The organism is Variovorax sp. N23 (assembly GCF_025486315.1).
Taxonomy (GTDB): Bacteria; Pseudomonadota; Gammaproteobacteria; order Burkholderiales; family Burkholderiaceae_C; genus Variovorax.
Genome location: NZ_JAOOPY010000008.1, coordinates 175956 through 200081, shown reverse-complemented (window position 1 = coordinate 200081; position 24126 = coordinate 175956). Strand labels below are relative to the sequence as shown.

Annotated in this window: 22 protein-coding genes and 1 riboswitch; of the genes, 11 read left to right on the top strand and 11 right to left on the bottom strand. The window is 68.2% G+C overall.

Going from position 1 to position 24126, the window contains the following annotated elements; translation table 11 throughout:
- Positions 1 to 62 precede the first annotated feature (62 nt).
- Positions 63 to 587 carry an RNA recognition motif domain-containing protein gene (locus N8A90_RS14765; protein ID WP_262075680.1) on the bottom strand — a complete coding sequence of 175 codons (525 nt, stop codon included), beginning with the start codon at positions 585 to 587 and terminating at the stop codon, positions 63 to 65.
- Positions 588 to 836: 249 nt separating this feature from the next.
- Positions 837 to 1015: riboswitch (yybP-ykoY riboswitch) on the top strand.
- 14 nt (positions 1016 to 1029) lie between these two features.
- On the opposite strand from N8A90_RS14765, the gene N8A90_RS14760 reads away from it, so the two are divergent.
- From N8A90_RS14760 to N8A90_RS14745, 4 genes are all read left to right on the top strand, one after another.
- Positions 1030 to 1590, top strand: coding sequence for a TMEM165/GDT1 family protein (locus tag N8A90_RS14760; RefSeq protein WP_262075679.1), 561 nt, complete (start codon positions 1030 to 1032; stop codon positions 1588 to 1590).
- 140 nt (positions 1591 to 1730) lie between these two features.
- The gene (locus N8A90_RS14755; RefSeq protein WP_262075678.1) at positions 1731 to 2885 is read left to right on the top strand and encodes a homoserine O-acetyltransferase; all 1155 of its coding nucleotides are present in this window, start codon (positions 1731 to 1733) and stop codon (positions 2883 to 2885) included.
- Positions 2882 to 3466 carry a methionine biosynthesis protein MetW gene (gene metW / locus N8A90_RS14750; protein WP_262075677.1) on the top strand — a complete coding sequence of 195 codons (585 nt, stop codon included), beginning with the start codon at positions 2882 to 2884 and terminating at the stop codon, positions 3464 to 3466. Before N8A90_RS14755 ends, metW begins: the two co-directional genes overlap by 4 nt.
- 11 nt (positions 3467 to 3477) lie before the next feature.
- Entirely contained in the window at positions 3478 to 4071 is a 594-nt protein-coding gene (locus tag N8A90_RS14745) for an IMPACT family protein (RefSeq protein WP_262075676.1), read from the top strand.
- Positions 4072 to 4083: 12 nt separating this feature from the next.
- Here N8A90_RS14745 and N8A90_RS14740 read toward each other — a convergent pair whose 3' ends face one another.
- The gene (locus N8A90_RS14740) at positions 4084 to 5028 is read right to left on the bottom strand and encodes an ion transporter (protein WP_262075675.1); all 945 of its coding nucleotides are present in this window, start codon (positions 5026 to 5028) and stop codon (positions 4084 to 4086) included.
- A gap of 174 nt (positions 5029 to 5202) precedes the next feature.
- Here N8A90_RS14740 and N8A90_RS14735 point away from each other — a divergent pair, with 174 nt between their 5' ends.
- A complete protein-coding gene (locus tag N8A90_RS14735; protein ID WP_262075674.1) occupies positions 5203 to 5721 on the top strand; it encodes a polymer-forming cytoskeletal protein in 519 nt (172 codons plus the stop codon).
- Here the strand turns inward: N8A90_RS14735 and N8A90_RS14730 are convergent, their stop codons facing one another.
- Entirely contained in the window at positions 5722 to 6537 is an 816-nt protein-coding gene (locus tag N8A90_RS14730) for a DUF72 domain-containing protein (RefSeq protein WP_410087686.1), read from the bottom strand.
- Between the two features lie 106 nt (positions 6538 to 6643).
- Here N8A90_RS14730 and N8A90_RS14725 point away from each other — a divergent pair, with 106 nt between their 5' ends.
- Positions 6644 to 8164: a M20 family metallopeptidase gene (locus N8A90_RS14725; RefSeq protein ID WP_262075672.1), complete on the top strand. Its 1521-nt coding sequence runs from the start codon at positions 6644 to 6646 to the stop codon at positions 8162 to 8164.
- A gap of 13 nt (positions 8165 to 8177) precedes the next feature.
- Here N8A90_RS14725 and N8A90_RS14720 read toward each other — a convergent pair whose 3' ends face one another.
- The 5 genes from N8A90_RS14720 to N8A90_RS14700 all read right to left on the bottom strand — a co-directional run bounded on the left by N8A90_RS14720 (position 8178) and on the right by N8A90_RS14700 (position 13089).
- Positions 8178 to 9359 (bottom strand): MFS transporter, encoded by a 1182-nt coding sequence (locus N8A90_RS14720; RefSeq protein WP_262075671.1) that lies wholly within the window; start codon positions 9357 to 9359, stop codon positions 8178 to 8180.
- Between the two features lie 31 nt (positions 9360 to 9390).
- Complete coding sequence (locus N8A90_RS14715) at positions 9391 to 9807, bottom strand: YidB family protein (RefSeq protein WP_262075670.1); 417 nt, start codon at positions 9805 to 9807, stop codon at positions 9391 to 9393.
- 102 nt (positions 9808 to 9909) lie between these two features.
- The gene (locus tag N8A90_RS14710) at positions 9910 to 11286 is read right to left on the bottom strand and encodes a M20/M25/M40 family metallo-hydrolase (protein ID WP_262075669.1); all 1377 of its coding nucleotides are present in this window, start codon (positions 11284 to 11286) and stop codon (positions 9910 to 9912) included.
- Positions 11283 to 11999 (bottom strand): 16S rRNA (uracil(1498)-N(3))-methyltransferase, encoded by a 717-nt coding sequence (locus tag N8A90_RS14705; protein ID WP_262075668.1) that lies wholly within the window; start codon positions 11997 to 11999, stop codon positions 11283 to 11285. The genes N8A90_RS14710 and N8A90_RS14705 overlap by 4 nt, the downstream gene beginning before the upstream one ends.
- 1 nt (position 12000) lies before the next feature.
- Entirely contained in the window at positions 12001 to 13089 is a 1089-nt protein-coding gene (locus N8A90_RS14700; protein WP_262075667.1) for an aminoglycoside phosphotransferase family protein, read from the bottom strand.
- A 196-nt stretch (positions 13090 to 13285) separates the two neighbouring features.
- Here N8A90_RS14700 and N8A90_RS14695 point away from each other — a divergent pair, with 196 nt between their 5' ends.
- From N8A90_RS14695 to rsmA, 3 genes are read left to right on the top strand one after another with little or no spacing between them, the layout of a single operon-like run.
- Positions 13286 to 15676, top strand: coding sequence for an LPS-assembly protein LptD (locus tag N8A90_RS14695; RefSeq protein WP_262075666.1), 2391 nt, complete (start codon positions 13286 to 13288; stop codon positions 15674 to 15676).
- 13 nt (positions 15677 to 15689) lie between these two features.
- Positions 15690 to 17105, top strand: coding sequence for a peptidylprolyl isomerase (locus N8A90_RS14690; protein WP_262075665.1), 1416 nt, complete (start codon positions 15690 to 15692; stop codon positions 17103 to 17105).
- A gap of 17 nt (positions 17106 to 17122) precedes the next feature.
- Positions 17123 to 17917 (top strand): 16S rRNA (adenine(1518)-N(6)/adenine(1519)-N(6))-dimethyltransferase RsmA, encoded by a 795-nt coding sequence (gene rsmA / locus N8A90_RS14685; protein WP_262075664.1) that lies wholly within the window; start codon positions 17123 to 17125, stop codon positions 17915 to 17917.
- A gap of 239 nt (positions 17918 to 18156) precedes the next feature.
- On the opposite strand, the gene N8A90_RS14680 is transcribed toward rsmA, so the two are convergent.
- The 3 genes from N8A90_RS14680 to N8A90_RS14670 form a co-directional block, all read right to left on the bottom strand.
- Positions 18157 to 18594, bottom strand: coding sequence for a barstar family protein (locus N8A90_RS14680; RefSeq protein WP_262075704.1), 438 nt, complete (start codon positions 18592 to 18594; stop codon positions 18157 to 18159).
- Positions 18595 to 18638: 44 nt separating this feature from the next.
- Positions 18639 to 19055 carry a ribonuclease domain-containing protein gene (locus N8A90_RS14675; RefSeq protein ID WP_262075663.1) on the bottom strand — a complete coding sequence of 139 codons (417 nt, stop codon included), beginning with the start codon at positions 19053 to 19055 and terminating at the stop codon, positions 18639 to 18641.
- A gap of 200 nt (positions 19056 to 19255) precedes the next feature.
- Positions 19256 to 21613: an NADP-dependent malic enzyme gene (locus tag N8A90_RS14670; protein WP_262075662.1), complete on the bottom strand. Its 2358-nt coding sequence runs from the start codon at positions 21611 to 21613 to the stop codon at positions 19256 to 19258.
- Between the two features lie 235 nt (positions 21614 to 21848).
- On the opposite strand from N8A90_RS14670, the gene N8A90_RS14665 reads away from it, so the two are divergent.
- Both N8A90_RS14665 and N8A90_RS14660 read left to right on the top strand, forming a co-directional pair.
- Entirely contained in the window at positions 21849 to 22706 is an 858-nt protein-coding gene (locus tag N8A90_RS14665) for a FadR/GntR family transcriptional regulator (RefSeq protein WP_262075661.1), read from the top strand.
- Positions 22707 to 22734: 28 nt separating this feature from the next.
- Positions 22735 to 24063: an ABC transporter substrate-binding protein gene (locus N8A90_RS14660; protein WP_262075660.1), complete on the top strand. Its 1329-nt coding sequence runs from the start codon at positions 22735 to 22737 to the stop codon at positions 24061 to 24063.
- Positions 24064 to 24126 lie beyond the last annotated feature (63 nt).

The following is a 24126-nucleotide window of genomic DNA, read 5'->3' as shown; positions in this document are numbered from 1 at the left end:
CTGACGCAGACATGAAAAAGGCTCCTCGAAAGGAGCCTCGTTGCTGAACTGAGCGTCGCGGATCAGTAGCCGCTGTTGCCGCCGCCGTAGCCGCCGCCGCCACCGCTGCGGCCGCCACCGCCGCGCGGGCCGGCACCGTAGGGGCTGCGGAAACCGCCATCGCCACCACCGCCGCCGCTGCGACCACCGCCGCCGCCGTAACCGCCACCACCACCACCGCTGCGGCCACCGCCGCCGCCGTAGCCTCCCCCGCCACTGCCGCCGCCGCCATAACCACCACCGCCGCCACCGTAGCCGCCGCCACCACCGCCGTAGCCACCGCTACGGGGCGGGCGCGCTTCCATGGGGCGGGCTTCGTTGACCACGACACTGCGGCCGCCCAGGGGCTGGCCGTTCATGCCGTTGATCGCGGCTTGCGCCTCGGCATCGCTGCCCATCTCGACGAAGCCGAAGCCCTTCGAGCGGCCGGTGTCACGTTCCATCATGACCTTGGCGCTGGTCACGGCGCCGAATTGGCCGAAGGCCTGTTCCAGATCACCGTCGCGCACCGAGTAAGGCAGATTGCCGACGTACAGTTTGTTGCCCATCGAGGGACTCCTCATAAACACATCAAAGAAAGCGATGGAGTCCCGAAAGCAATCATCCCGGCGTACCGCCGAGTCGCGCGAAACTGACCGATCACCCAATTTCCGCCCCGGCAAAATTTGAAGGGAGGCTCGTGCATTATGGGTGAAATATGAAATTTGCAAGCAGGATTTTCCCCTCGGCGCCGGCGCCGGTTTCAACCTGAAAAGTCAGTGCCAGCTCACAAGTCGATCGGCGCGCACCGCTAGAATCGTCCGGTCATTGGGGAGTAGCCGCCTTCCATCGCGAGAAGGGTTTGCGTCAACAGACTTGTCCTGCCCCACACAGGACATGGCGCAAACGGTAAGAAACTTGGCGAGACCTTTGACCATGCAACTTCGGGATTCGGCCGAAGGGTTGCGTGGTCAATTGCGTCTGCTTCGGCCGAGGAACCCCCACATCATCATGGAAGCTTTTCTCGTCGCCACCGGCATCGTCGCCCTGGCGGAAATGGGCGACAAGACCCAACTCCTCGCGCTCGTTCTCGCGGCGCGTTTTCGCAAACCCTGGCCGATCGTGCTGGGCATCTTCGCCGCCACCATCGTCAACCATGCCCTTGCCGGCGCGGTCGGCGCCTTCGTCACCCAGTGGCTGGGGCCTACGACCCTGCGCTGGCTGCTCGGCGGTGCCTTCATCGCGATGGCGCTGTGGATGCTGATCCCGGACAAGCTCGACGAGGAAGACACCGGCTCGCGCTCGCACTTCGGCGTGTTCGGCACCACGGTCGTCGCCTTCTTCCTGGCCGAGATGGGCGACAAGACCCAGATCGCCACCGTGATGCTGGCGGCACGCTTCGTGAACGACTACATCGGCGTGGTCGCCGGCACGACCTTCGGGATGATGCTGGCCAACGCGCCGGTGGTCTTCCTCGGCGAACGCATCATGCGGCGCGTGCCGATCAAGCTGGTCCACGGCATCTCGGCGGCGATCTTCGGGGTGCTGGGCGTGGTGATGATCGTCGGCTGACGGCGCCGACGCCGGTCGGGCGCCGCGGCTATACTTGCCCAGCGCCGATTTGCTACAGCTTGCGGGCGCTTAACAAATTCAGCTAAAGACCGTGGCCGAACCCGGCTCGTTTTTTGGCGAGGCCGGGTTTTTCTTTGTCCATGTCGTCCTTCGAAGTCGCTGCGCAATCGATGTCCTTTGCCGGGCCGCTGCCCCTGCGCAGCGGCGCGTCGCTGAGTGACTACTCGCTCGCCTACGAAACCTACGGCACGCTCAACGCCGACCGCAGCAACGCGGTGCTGGTCTGCCATGCGCTCAATGCGTCGCACCACCTGGCCGGCGTCTACGCCGGGCAGCCGAAGTCCGAAGGCTGGTGGGACAACATGATCGGGCCGGGCAAGCCGCTCGACACCGACCGCTTCTTCGTCATCGGCGTGAACAACCTGGGCTCCTGCTTCGGCTCGACCGGGCCGATGCACGTGAACCCGGCCACCGGCCGCGTCTACGGCGCCGACTTCCCGGTGGTCACGGTCGAAGACTGGGTCGATGCGCAGGCCGGCCTGCTCGATGCGCTCGGCATTCGCACGCTCGCGGCCGTCATGGGCGGAAGCCTCGGTGGCATGCAGGCGCTGTCGTGGACATTGCAGTACCCCGATCGCGTGCGCCATGCAGTCGTCGTGGCCAGCGCCCCCAACCTCACGGCCGAGAACATCGCCTTCAACGAAGTGGCGCGCCGCGCCATCGTGACCGACCCCGACTTCCACGGCGGCCACTTCTACGAGCAGGGCGTGATCCCCAAGCGCGGTCTGCGCATCGCACGGATGATCGGCCACATCACCTACCTGAGCGACGACGTGATGAACGAGAAGTTCGGGCGTCAATTGCGCAGCGCTGTCGAAGGCGAACTGGCAGGGACTGGCTACCGCTATTCGACGCAGGACATCGAGTTCCAGATCGAGAGTTACCTGCGCTACCAGGGCGACAAGTTCAGCGAGTACTTCGACGCCAACACCTACCTGCTGATCACGCGCGCGCTCGACTACTTCGACCCGGCGCGGGAACACGGCGGCGACCTCACCGAAGCCTTCGCGAAGGCGACGGCGAAGTTCCTGCTGGTGAGCTTCACCACCGACTGGCGCTTCTCGCCCGCGCGCAGCCGCGAGCTGGTCAAGGCGCTGCTCGACAACCGCCGCAGCGTGAGCTACGCCGAGATCGACGCACCGCACGGCCACGACGCCTTCCTGCTCGACGACGTGCGCTACATGGGCGTGGTGCGCTCCTACTTCGAGCGAGTCGCGGCGGAGCCGTCAGCATGAGCGACATCGACACCCAACGTCTCATCGCCAAGTTGGTACCCGAAGGCGCGCGCGTGCTCGACCTTGGCTGCGGCGACGGCGCCCTGCTCGACCTGTTGCAGCGCGAGCGCGGCTGCAGCGGCTACGGGGTGGAGATCGCCGACGGCAATGTGCTCCAGTGCATCCGCCGCGGCGTCGATGTGATTCAGCTGAACCTCGACGAGGGTCTCGCGATGTTCGACGACGCGTCGTTCGATGTCGTCCTGCAGATCGACACGCTGCAGCACCTGCGCAATGCCGAGGTCATGCTGCGCGAGACGGCGCGTGTGGGCCGGATCGGCATCGTCGCCTTCCCCAACTTCGCGCACTGGCCCAACCGCCTGAGCATCGCGCGCGGCCGCATGCCGGTGACGCGCCGCCTGCCCTACCAGTGGTACGACACGCCCAACATCCGCGTCGGCACCTTCAAGGATTTCGAGGTGCTCGCAGGCAAGAACAAGCTGCGCGTGCTCGATGCCTTCGGGGTGCAGGAGGGCCGAGAGGTGCGCTGGCTGCCGAACGCACGCGCCGGCACCGCCGTCTTCAAGTTCCAGCGGGCCTGAGAGGCCGAGCCATGGCGCAGACGCTCGCCGCCGCGGTGCACAGCGAACTCGTCATCAAGAAGAGCCGCTTCATTGGCTGCGTGCAGCCGGTGGCCGACCGCGAAGCCGCCCTGCGCGTCGTGAACGACCTGCGTGCCGCGCATCCCGGCGCGGCCCATGTCTGCTGGGCCCTGATGGCCGGCGGGCAATCGGCGGCCAACGACGACGGCGAGCCCGGCGGCACGGCCGGCCGGCCGATGCTCGAGGTGCTGCGACACCAGGACCTCGAAGGCGTGCTCGCGACGGTGGTGCGCTACTTCGGCGGCGTGAAGCTCGGTGCGGGCGGCCTGGTGCGCGCGTACACCGACGCGGTGGCGCAGGCGCTGCTGGGGGCGACCAAGCTGCCGTTGCAGCGGCTGCGAACGCTGTCGTGCAGCGTGCCCTATGCGATGGAAGGCATGCTGCGCCGCGAGCTGGCCGCAGCCGGTGCATCGCTGGGGGCCGTCGAGCACGGCACGCTCGTTCGCTGCACCTTCCAGGTGGTCGAGGCCGATGCCGTCGCGCTCGTGGCGCGCATCGACGATGCCTCGCAGGGCCGCGCCGTCTGGGCCGACGCGGACGCCTGAACGCTCAGCCTCTCAATCCAGCGCGCGTCCGCAGCAGCGGCAGAAGCGGGCGTCGGCGGTGTGCTGGCCGGTACCGCAGTCCGTGCAACTGCGCGTGTCCGGTGCGACGTGCAATGCGTCCGCCAACAGCCCGTGGCCACCCGTGAGCGCAGGCGCCGCATCCCGGCCATAACGCACCATCTCGGCCGAGACGATGCCCGTCGGCACGGCCAGCACGCCCCAGCCCAGCAGCATCATCACCGACGCGATCGCGCGGCCGATGTCGGTCTTGGGCACCAGATCGCCGAAGCCGACGGTGGTCATGGTCGAGATCGCCCAGTACACCGCCACGGGGATGCTGGTGAAGCCGTGCTGCGGCCCTTCGACCACGTACATCAGCGTGCCCAGCACCAGCACGACCATCAGCACGAAACCGACGAACACCATGATCTTGCGGCGGCTCGCGGCCAGTGCGGCCACCAGCGTGCGGTACTCGGCCGCGTAACGCGACATCTTGAAGATGCGGAAGACGCGCAGCAGCCGCAGGATGCGCACGTCGATCAGCACCGACAGCTCGGGCATCAGGATCGCCAGGTACGTCGGCAGCAGCGCCAGCAGGTCCACCACGCCATAGAAGCTCATCGCATAGCGTATCGGCCGCTTCACGCAGGCGAGGCGCGCGATGTACTCGAGCGTGAAGACGATGGTGAAGAACCACTCGAACACGCCGAAGACCGCGCCCCAGCGCGCGCGGATCGGCTGCACGCTGTCGAGCACCACGACCCCGACGCTCACGAGAATGACCGCGATCAGCGCCAGGTCGAACCATCGGCCCGCGCGCGTCTCGGATTCGAAGATGACCGCATAGAGCTTCAGGCGCCATCCGTGCTCGGGCTTGCCGAAGCGGATCTCGACCGGCACTTCGTCGGCGATGACCGGACCCGCGACAGCGGAACGGGGCGAAGATTTCTTGGGCATGGGTCGGTGAGGAGGACGGGGCGAGGCCGACGCATTGTCGTTGCGCGCCTTCGAAGCACATCGAAAGTACCCAACGCCGGGCCAGGCGAATGATCTCGTTACCAATCTTTCGGAAAAAAGTGCCAGCATGGTGCGTGGCCTTCTTACGATAGGCCGTTTCCAGAGGAGTAAGTCTTGGCTTCACAGTCCCCCTTCTTCGGCAAGCGTGACCGCGACACCGACAACTTCAATTCCCGTCCTGCGCCGCTCGTCGGCGGTGGCACCAATCTCGCCGGCACGCCCGTCACGCCTTCGGCCCTGACGCCCACGACGCCGGCTGCGACCGCACCGGCGGCCAAGGAAGGCGGCAGCAAGCTGACCGTCGGCCCGAACATCAAGCTCAAGGGTGTCGAGATCACCGACTGCGACACGCTGGTGGTCGAAGGCCTGGTCGAAGCCACGATGGACTCGCGCGTGATCCAGATCGCCGAGCAGGGCGAGTTCAAGGGCTCGGCCGAGATCGACATCGCCGAGATCCGCGGCGTGTTCGACGGCAACCTCACGGTGCGCGAGAAGCTCGTCATCCATTCGACCGGCAAGGTCACCGGCAAGATCCGCTACGGCAAGATCGTGATCGAGGAAGGCGGCCAGCTTTCCGGCGAGATCACCTTCAGCGCGTCGGAGTCGAAGAAGCCCGCGTTGCAGGCCGCCTGATCAGGCGCCCAGCTTCGCAATCAAGGCACCCGCCGCGGCGGGTGCTTTTTCTTTGGCGCCATTGATGAAGAAGACGAACACGTCGCGCGACTTGGCCGCGACATCGTCGGCGCTCTCCACGCGCGGCAGATCGTCCGGCGCCCCGCCATCGGCCCACTGCTGCGCACGCGCGGCCCAGGCCGCCAGGGCCTTCGGCGCGTAGCCGCTCTTGAGCTTCGCGTCGCTGTTCATCAGGCGCGCATAGGCGAAGTCGGCCGTCAGGTTGGCGAAGGACGGGAACTTGTCCGAGTCGGTGAACACCGTCGCGACGCCGTGGTCGCGCGCGAGCGCGAGGTAGTCGGCCGTCATGAAGCTCTCATGCCGCACGTCCATCACATGGCGCAGCGTGCGGCTGCCCGCCTTCTTCGGCAGCAGCGCGAGGAAGGCCGCGAAGTCCTCCGCATCGAAGACCTTCGTCGGCATGAACTGCCAGACGATCGGGCCCAGCTTGTCCTTCAATTCGGTGATGCCGCTGTCGACGAAGCGCGCGACCGATTCGCCCGCGCTCGCCAGCAGCTTGCGGTTGGTCGCATAGCGCGTCGCCTTCAGCGAGAAGACGAAGCCGTCGGGCGTCTCGTCGTGCCACTTGCGGAAGCTCTCGGGCTTCATGGTGCTGTAGTAGGTGCCGTTGACCTCGATCGCGGTGACCTGCCGGCTCGCGTAATGCAGCTCCTGCTTCTGCGGCAGGTCGGCGGGGTAGAAGTTGTCGCGCCAGGGCTCGTAGGTCCAGCCGCCGATGCCCACGCGGATGCGGTCGGTCGCCTTGCTGCTGCTCATCGCGCGCTCCTTCATGTCGAGTCGGGATTGGGACTGCGCACTCTACGCGGCGCGGCCGCAGGCGCACAATGCTTTTTCCCTCGATTCCCTTCAGCGGAGAACCCCGATGAACGCCCCCCTGCACCGCGAAACTGGACCAATGCCCGCCGGCGCGCTCGACGCCGAGCGTGCCCTGTCCGACGTCACCACGAAGTGGGACACCGACATCCTGCGCCAGCTCACCGACTACATCGCGATCCCGGCCAAGTCGCCGGGCTTCGACAAGGAATGGTCCGCCAACGGCTACCTCGAGACCGTGCTGCGCAACGCCGCGGCCTGGGTCGAGGCGCAGAAGGTCGAGGGCCTGACGCTCGAGATCGTGCGTCTCCCGGGCCGCACGCCGGTGCTGTTCTTCGAAGTGCCGGCCACCGGCACCGACATGGGCGACACGGTGCTGATGTACGGCCACCTCGACAAGCAACCCGAGTTCACCGGCTGGCGCAACGACCTCGGCCCCTGGACGCCGAAGTACGAGAACGGCCTGCTCTACGGCCGTGGCGGCGCCGACGACGGCTATGCGGTGTACGCCAGCATCGCTGCACTGCAGGCACTCAAGGCCCAGGGCGCCGCGCACCCGCGCATCGTCGGCCTCATCGAAACGTGCGAGGAAAGCGGCTCGTACGACCTGCTGCCCTACGTCACGGCTCTGAAGGACCGGCTGGGCGACGTGAGCCTGGTGATCTGCCTCGACTCCGGCGCCGGCAACTACGACCAGCTGTGGCTCACCACGTCGCTGCGCGGCATGGCCGGCGGCATGCTCAAGGTCGAGGTGCTGACCGAGGGCATCCACTCCGGCGATGCCTCGGGCCTGGTGCCGTCGAGCTTCCGCATCATGCGGCAGGTGCTCGACCGCCTGGAAGACAGCGCGACCGGCCGCCTGCTGCCGGCGAGCTTCCATTGCGAGGTGCCGGCCGACCGGCTGGCGCAGGCGCGCGTCACCGCCGGCATCCTGGGCGACGAGCTGTTCAAGCGCTTCCCCTGGGCGCACTACGACTGCGGTGGCTCGACCACCTTCGCGCTGCCCACCACCACCGACCCGGTCGAGGCGCTGCTCAACCGCACCTGGAAGCCGACGCTGTCGGTCACCGGCGCCGACGGCTTCCCGGCCCTGAAGGACGCGGGCAACGTGCTGCGCCCGTACACCGCCTTCAAGCTGTCGCTGCGCCTGCCGCCGCTGGTCGATGCCGACCGCGCGGTGCAGGAACTCAAGGCACTGCTCGAAGACAACGCGCCCTACCAGGCCAAGGTCACCTTCGAGGGAGGCGGCGGCGCCACCGGCTGGAACGCGCCCGCCATCACGCCGTGGTTCGAGCAGGCGCTCAACGCCGCGTCGCAGGCGCACTTCGGCGCGCCCTGCGGCTACATCGGCCAGGGCGGCACGATCCCGTTGATGAACATGCTCAGTGCGGGCTTCCCGACCGCGCAGATGATGGTCTGCGGCGTGCTGGGCCCCAAGAGCAACGCGCACGGCCCGAACGAGTTCCTGCACGTGCCCTATGCGAAGAAGCTGACGGCGGCGGTGGCCGAGGTGATCGCCGCGCTGCCGGTGGCGCACCGCCGGGCGCAGGCCGAGCCGGTCGCCGCCTGAGTTCGATCGCCGGTCAGGCCGGTGCGGCCGCGCGCCGTGCCACGGCCTGCCGGCGCGCCAGCCACAGCAGGGCCGCGGCGATCATCGCCACCGGCACCAGCGAGCCGATATTCAGCCACTGCCAGCCCTGCGTCGTCACCAGCACGCCCGAGGCCAGCGAGGTGACGGCCACGGTCGCGAACACGCTGAAGTTCAACGCGCCCTGTGCGCGGTCGCGCTCTTCCGGCGTGTAGGTGCCCAGCGACAGCGTCGTACTGCCGGTGAACAGAAAATTCCAGCCCACGCCGAGCAGAAACAGCGCGACCAGGAACTGGTGCAGGTCCACGCCCGACAGCGCCACGGCGATGCAGCCCAGCTGCAGCATCAGCCCCACGCCCATCACCGGCAGCGCACCGAAGCGCCGGATCAGGTGGCCGGTGAAGAAGCCCGGCGCGAACATGCCGATCACGTGCCACTCCAGCACGAAGGCCACGTCCGGGAACGGCAGGCTGCAGATCTGCATGGCGAGCGGCGTGGCGGCCATCAGCAGGTTCATCACGCCGAAGCCCAGCGCGCCCGAGAGCGCAGCCACCGCGAACACCGGCTGCCGAATGATCTCGCGCAGCGGCCGGCCGCCGTTCGCACGCTGCGTGGCTGGCAGGGCCGGGAACTCGATGAAGTGCATCACCGCCATGGCGAGCAGGGCGACGCCGGCCAGCGCGAGGTAGGCGCCGGCGAAGGGCACGGCGAGCACGTCGCGCGTGGCGCTCGCGAGGTTCGGCCCGGCCACCGCGCCGATGAGCCCGCCCGCCATCACGATCGACACGGCTTTCTCGCGGCCATCGGGCGGCGTGAGTTCGGCGGCTGCGAAGCGGTAGAGGCCGGCGTTGGCGTTGTAGTAACCGGCGATGACCGTGGCCAGGGTCAGCAGCCAGAAGTTGCGGCTGACGGCTGCCAGTGCGCACAGCAGCGCCGCCGCGAAGGCTACGCCCAGGCCGATCTGGAACGACAGGCGGCGGCCATAGCGCTGCTGCGTGCGCGCGACCAGGCCGGTGGAAAGCGCGCCGCCGACCACGTAGCCCATCACCGGCAGCGTGGCCATCCAGGCACGCGGCGCCATGCTCAGGCCCACCAGTCCGTTGATGGCGATGAAGGTGACGTTGTTGGTGAGGAAGAGGCCCTGGCAGGCGGCCAGCAGCCAGAGCTTGCGGTTCATGGGTCGGTGCTGGCCGGCGGGCGCCGCGCCTTCAGCGCTTCTGCAACAGGCCGCTCAGCGAGGACAGCAGCTCTTCGTTGGTGCCGACGCCCTGCTCGGGGATCTGGCCGTTCGGTGTGAGCCGGTCGATCAGCGAGGGCAGCAGCGTGGCCAGCATCGGCAGCAGCATGCCCGGGCTGATGCCCAGCTTGCCGGCGATGGCCGAGATCGCGTCGCTGCCCAGCACGTCGTTCAGCTGGCCGCCGGAGACGGGCGCGTTCTCGCCCTTGCCGATCCACGAGCCGATGACGTCGCCCAGGCCGGCCTGTTCGAACTTCGAGACCAGGCCGCCCAGGCCTTCGGGCCCGCCGCTGTTGCCGAGCAGGCCGCCGAGCGCACCGGCGAGATCACCCTGCCCGCCCTGCGAGCCGCCGAGCACCTGACCGAGCATCGAGTCGAGCAATCCCATGACGTGTTCCTTGATGGATATGTGAACGAAAGGCGTCGATTGTGCGCGTCCGCGCATGGCCTGGGAACCCGTCGGCCCTCTGGTATCTGCCGCGTGCGTGACTCAGTTGGCGGTCGACCGCCTGGCCAGCAGGGGCGCACTCACCTGTTGCACACCCACCAGGCCCAGCACCGTGAGCAGCGAATTCTGCGCGCCGCGCCAGGCTTCGTGCAGGTCGATCCATTCGTCCAGGGCGTGGAAGCCGCCGGTCAGCCCGCCGCCGCCGACCACGATGGCCGGGATGCCCAGCGACATCGGCACGTTGGCGTCGGTGCTGCCGCCGCGCAGCAGGGTGCGCAGGCCCACGCTGGCGTTGGCTCGCACCGCCGCCTCGACGATCACGGCGTCGCTCGGTGTGCGGCCGCCGGGGCGCTCGCCCACCAGGCGGTGCGTGGCGCGCAGCGTGTCGGTACGGGCGCGGGCGTTCTCCTCGCGCACCGCGGCGTCGACGGCCTCGAAGATCCGGCGCTCGAGCACCCGGAGTTCGGCTGGCGCGTCCGAGCGGATGTCGATCGCCATACGGGCCTCGGCTGCGATGACGTTGACGGCCGTGCCACCGCTCGCCGTGCCCACGGTGAAGGTCGTGCGCGGGAAACTGGGCGTCTTCAGATCGGCGATCTTCGCGATGGCCCGGCCCATGCCGTGGATGGCGCTGGGCACCCGGCCGAAGGCGCCGAAGCTGTGGCCGCCGGGCCCGTTGAAAACGATCTCGTGGCGGCGGCTCGCGGTGCCGGCCACCAGCACGCTGCCGTCGGGCGCCGGTTCGAGGCCGACCATGCCGTCGATCTCGGGATGCTCCGCGAAGATGCGCTTCATGCCGCGCAGGTTGCCCAGTTCCTCCTCGCCGACGCTCGCGGCGAACAGCAGGTCGCCCTCGGTCTGGACCTTCTGCTCGTTCAGCACGCGCAGCCACGACAGCAGCACCGTGAGGCCGCGCGTGTTGTCCGAGATGCCGGGCGCGTAGAGACGGCCGTCGCGCTCGCGCACGCGCACGTCGGTGCCGGCCGGGAACACCGTGTCGAGGTGCGCCGACACCAGCAGCGTCGGACCTTTGCCGCGGCCCTTGCGCAGGCCCAGCACGTTGCCTTCGCCATCGATCGTTGCATGGGACAGGCCCAGCGCCTTCAAGCGCGCCAGGAAGGCTTCGGCGCGCTTCTGTTCCTTGAAGGGCGGCGCCTCGATCTCGGTGAGCAGCCGCAGGTCATCGATGGTGTTGAGGTGGTCGTCGCGCACCGCGTCCAGCGCGCGCTGCACGACGGGCGCGGCCAGCAGCCGCGTGAAGGCGAGCCGGACCTCCGGGCGCACCGTCCTGTCGGCCATGGACTTCGGCGCGAAGTGCTGGGCCTGCGCGGCGCTTGCCAGGCAGAGGCTGGCCAGCAGGGCGGGCATGCGGTGGAAGCAGTGCCGCAGGCGCGATGGCCGGACGACGACAGCGCTCATGCCCCGCCCAGCAGCGTCAGCGCCGCGAGCGCTGCGGTTTCGGCGCGCAGCACGCGGGGGCCGAGCCGGGCCGGGCGGAAGCCCTGCGCCAGCGCGCGTGCTTCTTCGTCGGCGCTGAGACCGCCTTCCGGGCCGCTGAGCACTTGCCAAGCGCCGGTGGCTGTCAGTTCGACCAGCGGCTGCGTGCCAGGCGCCAGGCTCAAAACGACGCGCTGCATGCTGTCGTCCGCCTGTGCATCGCCGAGCCAGTCGGCGTAGCCGCGCACCGGGTGGATCAGCGGCACGCGGTTGCGGCCGCATTGCTCGCAGGCGGCGATGGCGATGGCTTCCCAGTGGGCGCGCTTCTTCTCGGCCCGCTCGCCGGCCAGGCGCAGCACGCCGTGGGCGGTCATCAGCGGCTGGATGCTCGTGGCGCCGAGCTCCGTGGCCTTCTCGACCAGCCAGTCCATGCGGTCGTTGGCCGGCATGCCCAGCGCGAGGTGCACGGCCTGCGGCGCTTCGCGCTCGACCGGGTCGTGCGCGCCGACGTTCACCGCGACCTCACTGCGGCCCATGCGCTCCACCACCGCGGCGTATTCGCCACCGCGGCCGTCGAACAGCGTCAGCGCCTGGCCGGGCTGCATCCGCAGCACCTGCACATGGCGCGCGGCGCCGGGCGGCAGTGCGAGCGCCAGCCCGGCCTGCAGGGGAACGGCGCAGTGGAAGCGCGGCACCTCAGACCCGGCCGTAGGCGAAGCCGACCAGCGGCTGCGTACCCTCGACCTCGTCGATCACGCGCAGCAGCGGCGTGAGTTCGGTGTAGCGGCTGGCCGTGGTGCGGATGTAGGCGATGAAGCGCGGCGTGTCGGCCAGGTATTTCGGCTTGCCGTCGCGCAGGGTCAGCCGCGCGAAGATGCCCGCGACCTTCAGGTGGCGCTGCAGGCCCATCCATTCGACGGCGCGGTAGAACTCGCCGAAGTCCTCGTGCACCGGCAGCCCGGCCTTGCGCGCCCGCTGCCAGTAACGCACGGTGATGTCCAGCACGAATTCTTCGTCCCAGCTCAGGAAGGCGTCGCGCATCAGGCTGGCGATGTCGTAGGTGATGGGGCCGTAGACCGCGTCCTGGAAGTCGAGCACGCCCAGCGGCCCGCCGTCGTCGGCCACCATCAGGTTGCGCGGCATGAAGTCGCGGTGCACGTAGACTCTGGGCGCAGCGAGGTTGTGCGCGACGATGGCCTGGAAGGCGCGGTCGAGCCGCTCCTTGAGCTGGCCCTCGACCGCGACGCCGCGGTGCTGCGCGATGTACCACTGCGGGAACAGCGCCAGCTCGCGTTCGAGCAGCGCGCGGTCGTAGGGCGGCAGCACGTCGGGCTTGGACGCCAGCTGCCAGGCGATCAGCGCGTCGATGGCCTGGCCGTACAGCGGGCGGTTCGCGTCGGCGTTCGACGGGTCGATCATATCGAGCATGGTGCGGCTGCCCAGGTCGTCGAGCAGCAGGAAGCCGTCGGCCACGTCCCAGTCGAGCACCTGCGGCGCCTTCACGCCGGCGTCTTTCATGCGCCGGGCGACATCGACGAAGGGCGCGCTGTCCTCCTTGTCGGGCGGGGCGTCCATCACGATGCGGGTGCGTGCGTCGTCCGTGGTGTCGATGCGGAAATAGCGTCGGAAGCTGGCGTCGGCCGACGCGAGGCGCACCGTTTCCGGCAACAGGCGGTGGGCCGGCCCGATGCGCGCGAGCCAGCGCCCGAAGGCCTCTGCGCGGGCCGGGTCGCTCCAGGCGATGGAAGGGGTGGCGCCGGCGGCCGGGTGCGGGGATGCGGTCATGGATAATCGATTCTACAAATCGCCTTCCCCGGCCTTCTGCGAACATCCCGGTTCGCAGCCCCCTTTCCCCTCGACGATCCGTGACGCTCCTGCCCATGTTCGAATTGAAAAGCCCTGGTGCCTGGCCCGCCGTGCCCCTGCTGCCTGATGCGATGCGGGCGACCCGGGCAGCGGGCGCGGCCGGGCGGAGCGGCGAATGAGCCGGCCGGTGCGCCCGCCCCTGCCGCTCGCCATCCTGACGCTGGCACTGTGGCAGGCCCAGGGCGCGTTCGCACAGGACGCTGCCTGGATCGACGCGCCGCTGCAGCTGCGGCGCACGCCGCAACTGGTCGAAACGATCCCGACCACCGAGCGCGGCCTGCGCCCCAGCTTCGTCGACGGCGACCGCATCTCGGGCCGGCCCGATCTGGAGACCGTGGTCGAGGGCAACGCCTCGCTGCGGCGCGGCGACACCGTGATCCATGCCGACCGCCTCGAGTATTACCAGCCCGACGACCTCGCCAAGGCGCAGGGCAACGTGCGGGTGAACCAGGGCGGCAACGTCTACGAGGGACCGGAGCTGCAGCTGAAGGTCGAGACCTTCGAGGGCTTCTTCAACAACGTGCGCTACCAGTTCCTCGAAACCGGGGGCAACGGCAACGCCGACCGCATCGACTTCGTCGACGCGAACGTCTCGGTGGCGCGGCATGCGACCTACACCACCTGCCGGCGCGAAGACTATCCGGGCTGGATGCCGGCCTGGCTGCTGACCGCCGCCACCTTGACCACCGACACCGAGGAGAGCGTCGGCATCGCGACCGACGCGCGCCTGAGCTTCATGGGTATCAGCTCGCCCGCGCTGCCGTCGATCAGTTTCCCGCTGAACAACCAGCGCAAGAGCGGCTTGCTGCCACCGGTCTTCGGCGTGGACAGCGTCAACGGCATCGAGCTGCAGATGCCCTACTACTGGAACATCGCACCGAACCGCGATGCGACGCTGACGCCGACGTTCATGACCAAGCGCGGCATCAACCTGGGCAGCGAGTTCCGCTACCTGGAGAACTCCTACAGCGGTACCTTGCGTGCCGACTACATGCCGTCGGACCAGCTGCGCAAGCGTGATCGCTGGGGCCTCTGGACCACCCACAACCAGACCTTCGATCCGAAGCCCTTCGGGCTCGATGGCCTCACCGGCACGCTGCGCATCAACCGGGTGAGCGACAACGACTACTGGCGCGACTTCTCCCGCACGCCGACCCTGAGTTCCCGCCTGCTCGACAGCGAGGCCGCGCTCAACTGGAGCAAGGGCGACTGGTACGGCCAGGTGCGCGCGCTGTCCTACCAGACGCTGCAGTATTCGCTCTCGCCGATCACGCCGCCCTACGACCGCATGCCGCAGCTCACGGCGAACAACATCCAGTACGACTGGCACGGCTTCGACGTCAGCACCTCGCTGGACTACACCCGCTTCAAGGCCGACTCGCTGTTCGCGCCGATGCTCAACGGGCAGCGCCAGCCCGACGGCGAGCGCGCCTTCGGCATCCTGCAGGTCAGCCGGCCCTGGATCACGCCGGGCACCTTCGTCATCCCGAAGGTGCAATTGCACGCGACGTCCTACCAGTTCGACGGATCGCTGGCCAACGGGTCGAACTCGGCGAGCCGCACGGTGCCGACCTTCAGCATCGACAGCGGGATGGTGTTCGAGCGCGACACCAGCCTGTTCGGCCGCTCGTTCCGGCAGACGCTGGAGCCGCGCCTGTTCTACGTGCGCACACCGTACCGCGACCAGAGCCAGCTGCCGGTGTACGACACCGCCGCCAACGACTTCAACTTCGCGACGATCTACACCGAGAACGCCTTCTCCGGCAACGACCGCATCTCCGACAGCAACATGCTGACGGCCGGCGTCAGCACCCGCCTGATCGACCCCGACACCGGTGCCGAGGCGGCCCGCTTCGGCGTGGCCCAGCGCTTCCGCTTCAGCGACCAGCGCGTCACGCTGCCGGGCGTCTCGCCGGTCACCGACCGGCTCAGCGACATCCTGGTGGGCGCCCAGATCAACTGGACCTCGAAGTGGACCGCCGACACCACCGTCCAGTACAACCCCGACTCCCGGCGGTCCGAGCGCAGCACCGTCACCGCCCGTTACAACCCGGGGCCGTACCGCACCATCAATGCCGCGTACCGCTACCAGGCCGACAGCACCACCTTGGCCAACGATGGCAGCAAGTCGATCGACATCGGCTGGCAGTGGCCGCTCAACGACCTGTGGGGCGACAAGGGCAAGAACCTCGGCCCGGGCCGGGGCGAAGGCGGCGGCCGCTGGTACGCCGTGGGCCGCATGAACTACAGCCTGAAGGACAGCAAGCTCACCGACGGCGTGATCGGCGTCGAATACGATGGTTGCTGCTGGATCGGGCGCGTGGTGCTGGAACGTTTGTCCACCGGACAGGTCACAGCAGCCACCCGGATCATGTTCCAGATCGAGTTCGTCGGCTTCGCGGCCGTCGGCGCGAGCCCCCTGAAGACGCTGTCGCAGAACATTCAGCGCTACCAGCCGCTGCGCCAGCCCGGCGAGACACCGAGCCGCTTCACCAATTACGACTGAGCCAACCCAACCCATGAAACTCCTCCGTTCCACCGCCATCGGAGCCTGCCTGGGCGCACTGATGCTCGCATCGGCCGCGCAGGCACAAGGCCTCGGCCTGCGCCCGAGCGGCGGCACCGGCATCACCGACATCATGCGCGGCGGGCCGCGTGTGAACGCGACCGCACCGGGTGCCGCAGTGCCGGCGGCGCCAGTCACCGGGCAGCGGTCGGCCGAGTACATCGTGGCCCTGGTCAATTCCGAACCGATCACCAATACCGAGGTGCAGAAGCGTGCAACGCGCATCCTTCAGCAGAACCCCGAGGCGCAGCGCCTGCCGCGCCCTGAACTGAACCGCCTCGTGCTCGAGCGGCTCATCTCCGAACGCGCGCAGCTGCAAGTGGCCAAGGAAGCCGGCATCAAGGTCGACGACCTCGCCGTCGACCAGGCCGAGCAGATGGTGGCGCGGCAGAACCAGGTGAGCCTCGACGAGCTCTACCGCCGCATCGCGGCCGACGGCGTGAGCAAGCAGGAGTTCCGTGCCGACCTGCGCGATCAGCTCACGCTGACCCGGGTGCGGGAGCGCGAGGTCAATTCCCGCGTCAAGGTCAGCGACACCGAGGTCGAGCAGTTCCTGCAGGAGCAGCGCAGCGGCAACGCGGCGCTGTCGCCCGAACTCAACCTTGCGCACGTGCTGGTGGCCGTGCCGGAGGATGCCAGCGAAGCGCAGGTCAAGGCGCTGCAGCAGAAGGCGCAGGGCCTGGCCCAGCGCGCCATCGGCGGCGAGGATTTCGCCAAGCTGGCGCGCGAGAATTCCGATTCGCCCGACCGGGCCAGCGGCGGCGTGCTCGGCCTGCGGTCGGCCGACCGCTATCCGCCCCTGTTCGTCGAGGCCACCCAGACCACGCCGGTCAATGGCATCGTCGGCCCGGTGCGTTCGGGCGCCGGTTTCCATGTGATCAAGGTGCTGGCCAAGGGCCGCGCCGGTGCGGCGGAAGGTGTCGTCACGCAGACGCAGGTGCGCCACATCCTGCTGCGCAACGACCAGCAGCGCAGCACCGCCCAGGCCATCGCGCAGCTCGCTGAGTTCAAGCGGCGCATTCAGGCCGGCACCGCCGACTTCGCCGGTCTGGCGCGCGACAACTCGGAGGACGGCAGCGCCAAGGAGGGCGGCGACCTCGGCTGGGGCCGCCCCGGCCAGTTCGTGCCCGAATTCGAGGAGGCGATGGACCGCCTCGCCCCCGGGCAGATCAGCGACCCCATCGTGTCGCGCTTCGGCGTTCACCTGATCCAGGTGCTGGGCCGGCGTGAGGCCAAGCTGAGCCAGACCGAGCAGCGCGAAGCCGCGCGCGCGGTATTGAAGGACAAGAAGATGGACGAGGCCTTCGAGACCTGGGTGCAGGAAACCCGCGGGCGTGCCTACGTCGAGCTGCGCGAGCCGCCCCAATAAATGAAGCACCCGGCCTGATGGCCCAGCACATTGCGCGCAAGCGCTTCGGCCAGCACTTCCTGTCGGACGGCGGGATCATCGACGCGATCGTGCAGGGCATCGCGCCGCAGCCGGGCGATGCCATGGTCGAGATCGGCCCTGGCCTGGCGGCGCTCACGCAGCCGCTGGTCGAGCGGCTGGGCCGGCTCACGGTGATCGAGCTCGACCGCGACCTGGCCAGGCGGCTGCGGGAGCACGGCCAGCTCGACGTGATCGAGTCCGATGTGCTCAAGGTCGATTTCGCCGCGCTGGCAGCCCGGCTCGCCGGCGATCCGCCGAAGCCGCTGCGCGTGGTGGGCAACCTGCCTTACAACATCTCCACGCCGATTCTTTTCCATCTGCTCGGCTACGCGCACCTGATCGCCGACCAGCATTTCATGCTGCAGAAGGAAGTGATCGACCGCATGGTGGCGCGGCCGGCCACGTCCGACTACAGCCGGCTGAGCGTGATGCTGCAGTGGCGCTATGCGATGGAGAATATTCTGTTCGTGCCGCCGGAGAGCTTCGAGCCGCCGCCGCGCGTGGACAGCGCCGTGGTGCGCATGGTGCCGTTCGCGCAGCCGCCGGTGCTCGACGCGGCGCGGCTCGGCGAGATCGTGCAGATCGCCTTCAGCCAGCGCCGCAAGATCCTGCGGCATACGCTGGGCCGGTGGCTGGACGAGCACGGCTTCGGCGGGCCCTTCGACGCGCAGCGCCGTGCCGAGGAAGTGCCGGTGGCCGAGTACGTGGCGCTGGCGCAGGCGGTTCCGCCCTCACCCTCGCCCGCGTCTTGAGCGGCGCACAGAAGAAAGCCCGTCGTCGACGGGCTTCCTTCATCAGGCTGCGGCGAGCCAGTATCCCGCGTTGAAGGGGCTGCTCATGCGCAGCGCCAGCGGCGACACGTCGACCAACTTGTCGGTCGGCATCTTCTCTGCGTTGGGATCGACGGGCGCGATGTCGATGCCGGCGGGCGGCGCGCTACCCTCTGGAGCCTCGGTCGCCCGTTCTGCTTGGCTGGTGGATGCAGAACGGGCTACAGAAAAGAATAGAAGCACCTGAACGGGATCTTCCGGTCGCCCCAGTAGTCGGAGGCGTCGCGGAAGATGTCGAGCAGCTGTTCGCGGGCTTCCTTGTCGAACTTGGCATTGGCCGGAATCTGCTCCAGCACCACCACGAAGCCTGGCTGCGGGCCCGATTTATGCAAAGGGTCCGTCATGCAGTCGTACAGCGCGTCGAAGTTCTTCCCGAAGTGGGCCGGGAAGGTGAACTGCTGTGCGATGAGGTCGAGCACGTCCTGCTTCGACTGGGCGTTGGCCAGGTTCGCATACAGGAAGTGCTGCCCGGACGCGTTCGCGGCATCCTGCAGGTCGTTCACGCGGAAGGCGCGAATCGACTGCACGATGTTGGGTCGCACGGCACGAAGGGATAAGGTCATCTCCGCTGGTCTTTCCATGGTTGTCGTCGTCATCATTTCTTGGGGGCGCGCTGGGGCGCCGCCCTCATCCAGTTCATCGGTCATGGCGAAATCCGCCTGAAACTCGCATAGTGGTCTGCCGTGTACCAGCACGCATCGGGCGCCGCCTGGCGCTCGCCGCCGCACACGATGCGTCGGGCACCCCGGTTGCGTGCGCCCGGCGTATCGACCGTGTATTCGCGGTAGTGCCCGCGGCGCGCGGAAGGCAACAGGCGCTCGCGGTTGCCGAACACCGTGCCGTCCTTCTCATGAGGGAACGGCCCGCCCGCGAAAATTGCCCGATAGGTCCGCTGACCTTGGGGTGGCAATTCGCGCAGTGCGATCGATTCCTGGGTCGGCTGCCGCGCTGCCGTCCGGTCAATGTCTCGGGTATCCCGGGCGTCGGCCCCGGTCGCCAATGCCGCCAGCAGCATGCCGGCGACGGCAAATCGGGACACAGACAACGAGATCGAGGCCATGAATGAAACGGTGACCGAAGGGGCACCACAGGAAAAGAGCGAGGGGCCGAATCAGGGATCAACCTTGGGGTTAACCCGCAAATTCAAGCCCGCCAGTGTGCACCACGGATGCACAAATAGCAAGCGCCTGCTCAATTATTGAGCAGGCGCTTGGGGGAATTATTCGGCAGTGAAGTTAGCGACCGCTGTCGCCGATGCACTCAGCGTTCGGCGTTGGCGTCGGCCACGGTCAGCGCTGTCATGTTCACGATGCGTCGGACGGTGGCGCTGGCGGTGAGGATGTGCACAGGTTTGGCCGCGCCCAGCAGCACCGGGCCGATGGCGATGTTGCCGCCCGCTGCGGTCTTGAGCAGGTTGTAGGAAATGTTGGCCGCGTCCAGGTTCGGGAATACCAGCAGGTTGGCGTCGCCGGCCAGGGCGCTGTGCGGCATGACGGCCGCGCGCTGCTTGCCGTCGAGCGCCACGTCGCCGTGCATCTCTCCATCGACTTCGAGCCAGGGGGCCTGGACGCGCAGCAGGTCGAGCGTGCGGCGCATCTTCACCGCGCTCGGCTGGTTGCTGGAGCCGAAGTTCGAATGCGACAGCAGTGCCGCCTTCGGCTTGAGGCCGAAGCGCATCATTTCTTCGGCCGCCATGGTCGTGATCTCGGCCAGCTCTTCCGGCGTCGGGTCGTAGTTGACGTGGGTGTCGACCAGGAAGACCTGGCGGTCGGGCAGCAGCAGGCCGTTCATGCAGGCGTAGATCGGCACGTCCTGCGGCGTGCTGGCGCAGCCGCCGGGGCGCTTGCCGATCACCTGGTCGATGTGGTGCAGGTGGATGGCGGTGGTGCCCCAGGTGCCGCAGATGAGGCCGTCGACCTCGCCCTTGTGCAGCAGCATCGAGCCGATCAGCGTCAGTCGCCGGCGCATCTCGATCTTGGCGGTCTGCACCGTGGTGCCCATCCGCTCGGTCATGCGGTGGTAGGTCTGCCAGAAGTCGCGGTAGCGGTGGTCCTGCTCGACGTTGACGATGTCGTAGTCGAGCTCTTCCCGCAGGCGCAGGCCGAACTTCTCGATGCGCTGGGCGATGATGGCCGGACGGCCGATGAGCGTCGGGCGCGCCAGGCCTTCGTCGACCACGATCTGCACGGCACGCAGCACGCGCTCTTCCTCGCCCTCGGCAAATGCCACACGCTTCTTGGTCGCGCGCTTGGCCGCGTCGAAGATCGGCTTCATCATCGTGCCGGAGGCGTAGACGAAGCTCTGCAGCTTGTCGCGGTAGGCGTCGAGGTCGGCGATCGGGCGCGTCGCCACGCCGCTCTCTTCGGCGGCCTTGGCCACGGCCGGCGCGATCTTCATCATCAGGCGCGGGTCGAAGGGCTTGGGGATCAGGTACTCGGGGCCGAAGGTGAGCTTCTCGCCCACGTAGGCGGCCGCCACGACTTCGCTCTGCTCGGCCTGCGCCAGTTCGGCGATGGCGCGCACCGCGGCGATCTCCATCTCGTCGGTGATCGTGGTCGCGCCCGAGTCGAGCGCGCCGCGGAAGATGTACGGGAAGCACAGGACGTTGTTGACCTGGTTCGGGTAGTCGGTGCGGCCGGTGGCCATGATGATGTCGCCGCGCACCGCGTGCGCGTCTTCCGGCGAGATCTCCGGGTTCGGGTTGGCCAGCGCGAAGATCACCGGCCGTGCCGCCATCTTGGCGACCATCGCCGGCTTGAGCACACCGCCGGCCGACAGGCCCAGGAACACGTCGGCGCCCTCGATCACTTCCGACAGCGTGCGCGCCTGCGTCTTCTGCATGTACTGGCGCTTGTCGTCGTCCATCAGCTCGGTGCGGCCGTCGTAGACCACGCCGGCCAGGTCGGTCACGAACACGTTCTCGCGCAGCAGGCCGACCTTGAGCAGCAGGTTCAGGCAGGCCAGCGCGGCAGCGCCGGCGCCGGAGGTGACCAGCTTGACCTCGGCGATGTTCTTGCCCGCGACCTTCAGGCCATTGAGAAGCGCCGCCGCCACCGTGATCGCGGTGCCGTGCTGGTCGTCGTGGAACACCGGGATCTTCATGCGCTTGCGCAGCTCGCGCTCGATGTAGAAGCAGTCCGGGGCCTTGATGTCTTCGAGGTTGATGGCGCCGAAGGTCGGCTCCAGCGACGCGATGATCTCGACCAGCTTGGCCGGGTCCTTTTCGTTGATCTCGATGTCGAACACATCGACGCCGGCGAACTTCTTGAAGAGCACGCCCTTGCCTTCCATCACCGGCTTAGACGCCAGCGCACCGATGTCGCCCAGGCCCAGCACCGCGGTGCCGTTGGTGATCACGGCCACCAGGTTGCCGCGTGCGGTGTACTTGTACGCGTTGGCGGGGTCCTTGACGATCTCCTCGCAGGGCGCGGCCACGCCGGGCGAATAGGCCAGCGCCAGGTCGCGCTGGTTGACCATCTGCTTGGTGGCCGCGATGGCGATCTTCCCCGGCACCGGCAGCAGGTGGTACTCCAGTGCGGCGCGGCGCAGTTCGGTGCGCTTGTCTTCAGCGCTGGGTGCGGTGGGGACCGCGGGGCTCAGGGGAGAGGATTCGGACATTGGCAGCGTGCTCCGGCGATCGCTGGCGCGTGAAATGACGCGTCCGCGACACTGTTGTAAGGGGCGCGATTGTAGACCTCGCCCATTGGGGAGAAGGCTCGAGCAAGCCGTGTGTCGCCGGAGGGCATCGGGTCCTCCAACGGGAAAACCCGCTCTCCGCAGCCCCGGCCGCTCCCCAAAATCCGATTGTCCGACAAACGAAACGCGCCCCTCGACGAGCGCGAGGAGACATCGATTGACCGGCAGCCTTCGCGCACCCCGCCGCACAGCGGGCAACCCTTCGTCCGCACGTACCGCGGCACCCGCCGTGCGGCTTGCCAGCGCACCGCCTGCGGACGACGTGTCGATGTTCAGCCGGCTTCGCCTGGAGCCGGCCTACAAGGCCGTGTCGTCGGAGATCGAGCGCAGCATCCTCAGCGGCAAGCTCAAGCCCGGCATGCCGCTGCCGACCGAGCAGAGCCTGGCGGAGCGCTTCGGCGTGCACCGCTCGACGGTGCGCGAAGCCATCCGGCAGGTCGAGCAGGAAGGCCTCGTCCAGCGCCGCGCGGGGCGCCGGCTCTTCGTCACACTGCCGGGGCTGTACGACCTGGCGCCCCGCGCCGCACGATTGCTCCTGCTGCAGCAGACCACCTTCCAGGAGCTGTGGCAGGTCGCCGTCACGCTGGAGCCCTTGGCGGCGCGCCTCGCCGCGACGCATGCCGAGGTGGCGGACCTCGAAGAGCTGGCGCACAACACCGAGCTCACCGCGGCGCTGCAGTCGCACGACGCCGATTCGGTCGAGCACAACACGCGCCTGGTCGAGCTCGACGTGGAGTTCCACGCGCTGGTCGGCCGCGCCAGCCACAACCGTGCGCTGATGCTGGCGCGCGAGCCGATCAGCCTGCTCTACAACCCCACGCTGCTGCAGATCCACCTGCACCTGCCGCAGTCGAAGGCGCGCAACCTAGCGGCGCACCGCGCCATCCTCGCCGCACTGCAACGGCGCGACGCGGATGCCGCCGCCGAGTGGACGCGCAAGCACATGGTCGACTTTCAAAAGGGTTTCGAGATGACGGGCCTGGACATGCGCACGCCCATCACGAAAGCACGGTAGTTCATCCAAAACGAAGGAGACAAGAGACATGGAATCGAAGCAGCAGATCGGATCGGCACGGGTCGGCGCATGGCGCCGCGGCATGGCGCGTTCCGCCATCGCCCTGGGCGTGGGTGCGCTCGCGCTCGGCGCGCAGGCGCAGGAGACGTTCAAGGTCGGCGTGGTGAGCTTTCTCTCGGGCCAGGCGGCGGAGAGCTTCGGCATCCCCGCGGTCAACGGCGCCAAGGCGCTGGTCGAGGCCTTCAACAAGGGCGAGGCGCCTGCGCCGTACAACAAGACCGGCTTCGGCGGCATGAAGATCGAGGCGATCTACGTCGACGAGAACGGCGGCGCGACCAAGCAGGTGCAGGAGCTGCGCAACCTCTACGACCGCGAGAAGGTCGATGCAGTCGTCGGCTACGTGGGCTCGGGCGACTGCCTGGCAGTGGCCCCGGTGGCCGAGGAGATGAAGAAGTTCCTCATCCTCTACGACTGCGGCACGCCGCGCATCTTCGAGGACGGCAAGTACAGCTACGTGTTCCGCACCGCCTCGCACGCGACCATGGACAACGTCGCACTGGCCCGCTACATGAAGGCGCGCAACGTCAAGGTCGCCAGCTACAACATGATCAACCAGGACTACGCCTGGGGCCAGGATTCGCGCAAGGACTTCATGCTGTCGATGGCGCAGCTCTACCCCGACGCCAAGGCCGGCGAAGACCTGCTGCCGAAGTTCGGTGCCGGCCAGTACGGCACCGAGATCTCGGCGCTGATGTCCAAGCGCGCCGACGTCACGCACTCCAGCCTGTGGGGCGGCGACCTGCAGGCCTTCATCCTGCAGTCGGGTCCGCGCGGGCTGTTCAAGCGCTCGCAGGTCGTGCTGTCGGCGGCCGACCATGTGCTGACCAACCTCGGCGACAAGATGCCCGACGGCGCGATCCTCGGCGCGCGCGGTGCCTACGGCCTGCTGTCGCCCAAGTCGGCACTCAACGACTGGTGGTGGAGCGTCTACCAGAAGGCCCAGAACACCTACCCTGCGCAGGCGCCCTACCGCATGGCGCAGGCGCTGATGGGCCTGAAGCTCGCGGCCGAGAAGGCGATGGCGGCCAACGGCGGCAAGAAGCCGACGTCGGAGCAGCTCGCGGCGGCGCTCAAGGGCATGGAATGGGATTCGCCCGGCGGGCGGATCCGCATGACGCTGGGCGACGGCCACCAGGCCACGCAGGAAACCGCCATCGGCAAGACGCGCTTCGACGCCGCCAAGAAGATGGTGGTGCTCGACGACATCCAGCGCTTCCCGGCCGAGTGCGTGAATCCGCCGCCGAACGTGAAGTCGGAAGACTGGATCAAGAGCAACTTCGCCGGCGCCAAGTGCTGAGCGCCTGAGCGGCGCGCCGTACCGGTCGTTCACCGACCCGCGCTTGGCGCGGGCCGGTGGATG

Bases quoted from the DNA above. Each gene is read 5' to 3' on its own strand.
- N8A90_RS14725 (WP_262075672.1), top strand. From the start codon at position 6,644: ATGAACGCCCCCCTGCACCGCGAAACTGGACCAATGCCCGCCGGCGCG.
- N8A90_RS14730 (WP_410087686.1), bottom strand. From the start codon at position 6,537: ATGAGCAGCAGCAAGGCGACCGACCGCATCCGCGTGGGCATCGGCGGC.
- N8A90_RS14760 (WP_262075679.1), top strand. From the start codon at position 1,030: ATGGAAGCTTTTCTCGTCGCCACCGGCATCGTCGCCCTGGCGGAAATG.
- N8A90_RS14720 (WP_262075671.1), bottom strand. From the start codon at position 9,359: ATGAACCGCAAGCTCTGGCTGCTGGCCGCCTGCCAGGGCCTCTTCCTC.
- N8A90_RS14695 (WP_262075666.1), top strand. From the start codon at position 13,286: ATGAGCCGGCCGGTGCGCCCGCCCCTGCCGCTCGCCATCCTGACGCTG.
- rsmA (WP_262075664.1), top strand. From the start codon at position 17,123: ATGGCCCAGCACATTGCGCGCAAGCGCTTCGGCCAGCACTTCCTGTCG.
- N8A90_RS14690 (WP_262075665.1), top strand. From the start codon at position 15,690: ATGAAACTCCTCCGTTCCACCGCCATCGGAGCCTGCCTGGGCGCACTG.
- N8A90_RS14675 (WP_262075663.1), bottom strand. From the start codon at position 19,055: ATGGCCTCGATCTCGTTGTCTGTGTCCCGATTTGCCGTCGCCGGCATG.
- N8A90_RS14700 (WP_262075667.1), bottom strand. From the start codon at position 13,089: ATGACCGCATCCCCGCACCCGGCCGCCGGCGCCACCCCTTCCATCGCC.
- N8A90_RS14755 (WP_262075678.1), top strand. From the start codon at position 1,731: ATGTCGTCCTTCGAAGTCGCTGCGCAATCGATGTCCTTTGCCGGGCCG.
- metW (WP_262075677.1), top strand. From the start codon at position 2,882: ATGAGCGACATCGACACCCAACGTCTCATCGCCAAGTTGGTACCCGAA.
- N8A90_RS14660 (WP_262075660.1), top strand. From the start codon at position 22,735: ATGGAATCGAAGCAGCAGATCGGATCGGCACGGGTCGGCGCATGGCGC.
- N8A90_RS14710 (WP_262075669.1), bottom strand. From the start codon at position 11,286: ATGAGCGCTGTCGTCGTCCGGCCATCGCGCCTGCGGCACTGCTTCCAC.
- N8A90_RS14670 (WP_262075662.1), bottom strand. From the start codon at position 21,613: ATGTCCGAATCCTCTCCCCTGAGCCCCGCGGTCCCCACCGCACCCAGC.
- N8A90_RS14740 (WP_262075675.1), bottom strand. From the start codon at position 5,028: ATGCCCAAGAAATCTTCGCCCCGTTCCGCTGTCGCGGGTCCGGTCATC.
- N8A90_RS14745 (WP_262075676.1), top strand. From the start codon at position 3,478: ATGGCGCAGACGCTCGCCGCCGCGGTGCACAGCGAACTCGTCATCAAG.
- N8A90_RS14715 (WP_262075670.1), bottom strand. From the start codon at position 9,807: ATGGGATTGCTCGACTCGATGCTCGGTCAGGTGCTCGGCGGCTCGCAG.
- N8A90_RS14765 (WP_262075680.1), bottom strand. From the start codon at position 587: ATGGGCAACAAACTGTACGTCGGCAATCTGCCTTACTCGGTGCGCGAC.
- N8A90_RS14680 (WP_262075704.1), bottom strand. From the start codon at position 18,594: ATGATGACGACGACAACCATGGAAAGACCAGCGGAGATGACCTTATCC.